Below are 5,637 nucleotides of genomic sequence, written 5' to 3' on the forward strand. Positions count from 1 at the left end.
CGTCGCAGAAGGTAAATAGGTGGCCGACTTTTACGCCGCCCGAAGCGGGACTATCCCGCCGCTACCGTGGTAGGTTTTTGCACCGCCGCTCTCAGGATTATGCGTAGATCACCGCGGCGGGGCAGGTTGAAGACTGTCTTCGCCACGATGAACTTGACATAATCAGAGTGCTTTAAGGAACCTCATCAAGTCGTCAGATGCCCGGAAGCGCCCGGGTGCTGCCCCTGCGGGCTGCAGCTTCATCAGCGCATGCTCCTTCATGGTCAGGTCTGCCTCGACGTACATGTGCGTTGTTGCAGTGTCTTCGTGACCGAGCCAAAGAGCGATGACGGTGATATCCACGCCAGATTGAAGCAGATGCATCGCTGTCGTGTGGCGAATAACATGCGGGGTTACTGCTCGACCGGCGAGTGCCGGATGCTCGCGCGTGGCCACGTCAACAGCAAGCTGCAGCCTTTGGGTCACGTTAGAACGGGTCATGTGGCCACCGCTGCGGTTCGGAAAGAGCATCGCATCGGCCGGCGGCTCACCGAGCCGCCGGCGCCAGCTACGAAGCAGCGACGCCGTTGGTCGCCACAAAGGCACCGATCGATCCTTGCGGCCTTTGCCATGCAAATGTGCAGCTAGTTGTCCTTCGAGCACGACATCGCCCCAGCGCACGCCGATCATCTCGGAAACGCGCGCGCCGGTATTGTACAGGGTGCTGAACATGGCACGGTCTCTTTGGCCAGCCCAAGTGCTAGGGTCTGGGGCCTCGATGATGGTGCGGATCTCGTCTCTCGACAGAAAGCCGACCATGGGCCGGTCAAATCGCTTCTGCGGGATTGCGAGCGCTCGTTCGATGGTGGCCAGTGCATCGATGTCGTGATGTCCAGCGTATTTTAGGAAAGTCCGTATTGCCGCGAGGCGCGCATTGCGACTTCGCACGCTGTTGCCACGTTCCTTCTCGAGGTAATCGAGAAATGCCAGGAGCAACGGCGCGTCGAGGTCCAACAGTGCAATCGCGCTTGGTGTTCGGTGCAGTCGCTGTGCGGCAAATCCCAGGAGCAGCCTCAGCGTGTCGCGATAGGCGGCAACCGTCTGACGACTGACGGCGCGGTGTTGGCCAAGATGTTCAAGAAAGAAGCGCTGAACAAGGTTAGAGAGGGACGGCGCGTTGCGATCAGACATAGTCGTTCTCCCCGAGTGCGAAGCCTTCGAAGCGTGATCCGGCGGTGGCCATCAGATCGGGGATGCCGGTCATGTACCAATAGGTGTCCGATACCTTGGCGTGGCCGACATAGGTCGAGAGCGCCGCGATGGCGTTGTCGATGTCGCATCCGTCTGCTTGCCAGCGCTCCAGCCGTCGACAAATGAAGGTGTGCCTCAAATCATGAATGCGAACGTGGGGATAGGAACCGCGCGGCATGATTCCGGCTGCGAGGCGCAGCCGTTGAAAGACGCCGTGGACGGTTCGCTTGTTGAGGCGTTGCCCGCCTGCGATGGTGAAGAAGGCTTGCTCCTCTTCCTTCCTGGCGAAACGCTCTCGGACCAGCAGATATGAATCAAGCGCGCTGGCGACCGACTGATGAAACGGCACATGCCGAGACTTTCGGAACTTGGTCATACGCACCGTTGCACAGCAGGCTTCGATATCGACATCGCGGCAGCGCAGGTTGATCGCCTCCGAAATGCGCAGCCCGGTCGCGGCGATCAATCCGATCAACGCCTCGAACACGACCGATGGCAGCCCCCCCTGCGGTTGGAGGGCGCGTGCCGCGGCCATTAAGCCGAGGATCTCGTCATCGGTATAGATATGGGGCGTCAACCTCCGCCGCGACTTGCCGAATATCGGCGTTGTTGGAAACTCTGTCACGGGATCCAGGCGCGTCATGTATGCTGCAAACGGCTTCACAACTGCCAGCCGTCCAGCCCAGGTGAAGGGGTGACTGATCCGCGACCGGTCCTTTGTCCAGCGGATGACAAGGTCGTTGGTCAGTGTTCCGCAGTTCTGCTCGTCGGCGAAACCGGCAAAGGACCTCAGCAGCCGAGCGTCGGGGCCGCTGACGTTGAAGCCGAGCATAGAGCGTTCCGCCAGGTAGGCTGCGACATGTTCCGTCATTGTTGTCTTCATCGCCATCACGCCCTCCCTGGCCAGGGAAGAGCGACAGCCGACAGCCGGTCGAAATCGATCTTGGTGTAGATCTTTGATGTGTCGAGGCTGCGATGGCGCAGGATATCGGCAATGTGCTTCATCGGTGTGCCCTCGCGTAGCAGTCGGCTTGCCACGCTGTGGCACAGAACATGCGGGTCGCACCGATCCCAACCGCACCGGCGAAACGCGGCGATGACTGCACGCTTGGCTACTCCTGTCTGGACCGGACGATCATAGGGCGCGACATGGCGAACGAAGATCGCCCGGCTCACCGTCTCGGGCCGCTCGTGCCTGAGGTATTCGGCGATTGCCTCGCCGGTTGCCCTGGGCAACGGCAGGCAGTCCATGAAATGCGTCTTGGAGCGAGCGATCCTGACTGTTCCGTTCCGCCAATCAATGTCCTCGATGCGGAGCTTGACCACTTCCGCACAGCGAAGGCCAAGATCGGTGACGCATCTGACCATGGCATAGGCCCGTCGACCAGATGGTAGATTCGCATCGAACGATGCCAGAAGCGCGTCAATCTGGGCTGGTGACAATGTCTCGGGTAGTGACGCCAGACGCCAGTGCGCCGCGCGCGGGATGGCCTGCAGAAGTTTGCTGACCTTGTCGCCGCACATCTGTCGGTACTTCAGATAGCCGCCTATCGAACTACCCGCGACGCGCACTGCCCCGGCGCCCCAATCGCGACCTTCACCCAGGACGAACCGCCTCATCGCTCCGGTATCGATCTTCGTGATGTCGACAGAGCCCGCGCCGAAAGTTTGAGCGAGGAATCTGCCGACAATTAAACCACGTTGCCGCCGTGTGGTCTCCGCTAAGCCTGCGACGTCACGCATATAGGCATCGAACGTGGCCAGCTCCTTGCTTAGCCCATCCTGCTCGTCATCCGGCCGAATGGCCCCCTCGGCCTCAAGCAGTCTCAGCAGGTGACGAATGGCGGTTCGCAGTTCATACCGCGTCCGGCGAACTGGCTGAGGACAACTGCAGATCGGCAGGTGATCGTTAAGAAAGCGATCCAGCACCGCCGCGCTCAGCGATGAAAGACCAATGCCCTGCTCGCCGAGCCAGCGTGCGAAATGGGCGACGCTCGCAAGATAGACGCGGATCACATTGTGCGCGTACCGGTCTTCCCGAAGACGAGCGACATAGCGGTCCTGATAGGATGATAGAGTGCTGGACGATAGCCATGCTTGAGGTCCAGGCTGCAAAATGATGGGCTTCATGGAAATCTCCCCTTCCAGTGATTGGAGCAGGGAGAATGAAATTATGCGCAGTTGGAATCGTCACGCTGCTTTCGCAATCGCTGTAAAACAATGGTTTTTTACCGAGGATCCAGAAAGCCTACACATAATCCCGAGCTTCGCATAATTTCGGTTATGCAAAGATTTGCATAACCGAAAGAACGCACTCTTCGCGGGGCATGACGCTGGAGCCGAGAACTGGGCGACCATCGCCTCGCTCATCGAGACCTGTAAGCTCAATGCCGTCCATCCGCTTGCCTACATGACCGCCACGCTCACCGCCATCGTGAAAGGACATAAGCAAAGTCGGATCGATGAGTTGTTGCCGTGGAATTACGCAGCTTCGGCGGCACGGCAGTTTGACCTGACCAACTAGCTGCCGGTCGGTTCGTCTGGCCTTGGCCAGACGAGAGGCAATCCGATCCGGGAAGTCTAAAGTTCGCCCAGAAACTTGGTCGCCAACTCCGATACTTCCTTCGCTCGCTCTTGTTGAAGCCAATGGCCCGCGTCTTGAAGAACATAGGAGCCTCGCAAGTCAGGTACCAAGTTCGGCATTGCGGCGATAATCTGATCCATGCCGGGTATAGTCAGGCCAGTATCACGCTCGCCGATCATGAAAAGTGCGGGCACCTTGACCAGTTGTCCGACGCAGCCTTGCTGCAGCTCCCAGTTGCGATCAAGATTGCGATAGTAGTTCAATCCTCCGGTGAAGCCTGACAATTTGAAGGCTGTGACCAGTTGGTCGAATTCTCGGCTGGGTAGCCATTCCGGCAGCTTGTCGGGAGTTGGAAGGCTTGCCAGCAACCCGGTGCTCTTCGCGACCATTCCGAATGGATTGGGTGTCCCATCGCCCGGTTTACGTCGGCCTGCTTCTCCACTTGCTGCGAACATGAGCTTGCGGAGAGTCAAGCTCACATCGCGGTTAAACTCCTCATCGGCGAGCTTGGGTTCTTGAAAATACAGCGTGTAGAAAAGTGCGTCTTCGGTTTGCGGGAAAATCTTTGATGGTCGCACAGGTGGCTGTCCCATCATCGGCACGCTAAGTGCGACGACAGCGCGGAACCGATCTGGCCGCAACAGCGCAGCTTGCCACGCAATTGTGGCACCCCAATCGTGGCCGACGATGACGGCCTGGTGCTCACCAAGCGCATCAAGCAGTGCCACCAGGTCGCCAACCGCGTGGAAGACCGTGTATTGATCTATATGTTCAGGCGCGTCGGTACCGCCATAACCTCGCATATCTGGCGCAACGGCGCGGTAACCAGCTTGTGCAACTGCGTTGATCTGGTGTCGCCATGCGTATTTGGTCTCAGGGAAGCCGTGGCAAAACAGAACCAACGGGCCTTGACCTGCATCGAGGATGCTCATGTTGATGGTGCGGGTCTGAATAATTGTCTCTTTCACGGACGCCTCCTGATTTGCTGGCAGGGCTATTGATGGAAAGGCAAACACGAGTGGCGAAAGACTCAAAAACTGACGGCGTCGCATTTGCGCTCCTTCTATCGTGTAACAACATGTGTTACGGTAAGAGCTCGATGTCAAGATAGCGTAACTATAATTGTTGCGGAAAGGTCTGTGATGACGACCGACGGTCGGCTCGCCAGAATGCTGCACGTGTTGGTTCACATGGGACTGCTCGGCGGCAGGGAAACATCAGAAAGGATTGCGTTGATGCTCAACACAAATCCCGTTGTTGTGCGCCGTACGCTCGGGGCGCTGCGTGAACATGGGATTGTTGAATCCGAAGGCGGCCGAGGAGGCGGTTGGAAACTGACCCGGTCGCTCGATCAGGTCACTGTGCTTGACGTCCAGCGCGCTCTAACAAAGGGGCCTATCCTCGCCGCTCCCATCTCGCGAGATCACCCAACCTGCCCAGTCGAGCGTGCATCGAATTCTGTGCTGGAAAAGGCGCATGCTGCCGCAGAGGCCCATCTGATTGCGAAGTACGCTGCCACGACACTGGCGCAGATAGCGAAAGATGCCAAACACAGTAAGCGCCGTCTGCGGCCCATTGGATTGGCTGTTTTTTGAGGCTTGCTGGGTATGCGAGAAGGTTTCCGGGAGTATCTGGAGATTTGCATGGCAGAAGATGGATTTGTTGGGCGCTACGAGGTTGTCGAGCCGCGGCGTGGCAACCGGCGTTGGCCGGATGATGTGAAGGCGCGGTGCTGTCAGGTTAATCCGGACGAGCGCGCATCCGGTGGGGTTGGGGTGATCAGGTGGCAATTCCGGCCACGTCTTTCCAATGTGCGATCGCCC

At 58.5% G+C, this 5,637-nt stretch carries 5 protein-coding genes and 2 pseudogenes; 3 read left to right on the forward strand and 4 right to left on the reverse strand.

Annotated features, from left to right (window positions below; all coding sequences use genetic code 11):
- Window positions 1-162: 162 nt before the first annotated feature.
- Genes ABID16_RS23510 through ABID16_RS23520 form a run of 3 tightly spaced genes read right to left on the reverse strand, consistent with a single transcriptional unit; the run spans window position 163 to window position 3,360 of the window.
- Window positions 163-1,170 carry a tyrosine-type recombinase/integrase gene (locus ABID16_RS23510; RefSeq protein WP_354558812.1) on the reverse strand — a complete coding sequence of 336 codons (1,008 nt, stop codon included), beginning with the start codon at window positions 1,168-1,170 and terminating at the stop codon, window positions 163-165.
- Window positions 1,163-2,119, reverse strand: a complete 957-nt coding sequence (locus tag ABID16_RS23515; protein ID WP_354558813.1) for a tyrosine-type recombinase/integrase — start codon at window positions 2,117-2,119, stop codon at window positions 1,163-1,165. Before ABID16_RS23515 ends, ABID16_RS23510 begins: the two co-directional genes overlap by 8 nt.
- Window positions 2,119-3,360 carry a site-specific integrase gene (locus tag ABID16_RS23520; protein WP_354558814.1) on the reverse strand — a complete coding sequence of 414 codons (1,242 nt, stop codon included), beginning with the start codon at window positions 3,358-3,360 and terminating at the stop codon, window positions 2,119-2,121. The genes ABID16_RS23515 and ABID16_RS23520 overlap by 1 nt, the downstream gene beginning before the upstream one ends.
- 169 nt (window positions 3,361-3,529) lie before the next feature.
- On the opposite strand from ABID16_RS23520, the pseudogene ABID16_RS23525 reads away from it, so the two are divergent.
- Window positions 3,530-3,754, forward strand: a pseudogene (locus ABID16_RS23525) (transposase domain-containing protein); the annotation flags it as partial.
- A gap of 56 nt (window positions 3,755-3,810) precedes the next feature.
- On the opposite strand, the gene ABID16_RS23530 reads toward ABID16_RS23525, so the two are convergent.
- Entirely contained in the window at window positions 3,811-4,746 is a 936-nt protein-coding gene (locus ABID16_RS23530; RefSeq protein WP_435532471.1) for an alpha/beta fold hydrolase, read from the reverse strand.
- A gap of 210 nt (window positions 4,747-4,956) precedes the next feature.
- Here ABID16_RS23530 and ABID16_RS23535 point away from each other — a divergent pair, with 210 nt between their 5' ends.
- Both ABID16_RS23535 and ABID16_RS23540 read left to right on the forward strand, forming a co-directional pair.
- Window positions 4,957-5,409: an RrF2 family transcriptional regulator gene (locus tag ABID16_RS23535; protein ID WP_354558816.1), complete on the forward strand. Its 453-nt coding sequence runs from the start codon at window positions 4,957-4,959 to the stop codon at window positions 5,407-5,409.
- Window positions 5,410-5,457: 48 nt separating this feature from the next.
- Window positions 5,458-5,637, forward strand: a pseudogene (locus tag ABID16_RS23540) (hypothetical protein); the annotation flags it as partial.

The sequence above is a fragment of the Limnomicrobium aquaticum genome, assembly GCF_040545545.1.
Classification (GTDB): domain Bacteria; phylum Pseudomonadota; class Alphaproteobacteria; order Rhizobiales; family Rhizobiaceae; genus Ensifer_A; species Ensifer_A aquaticum.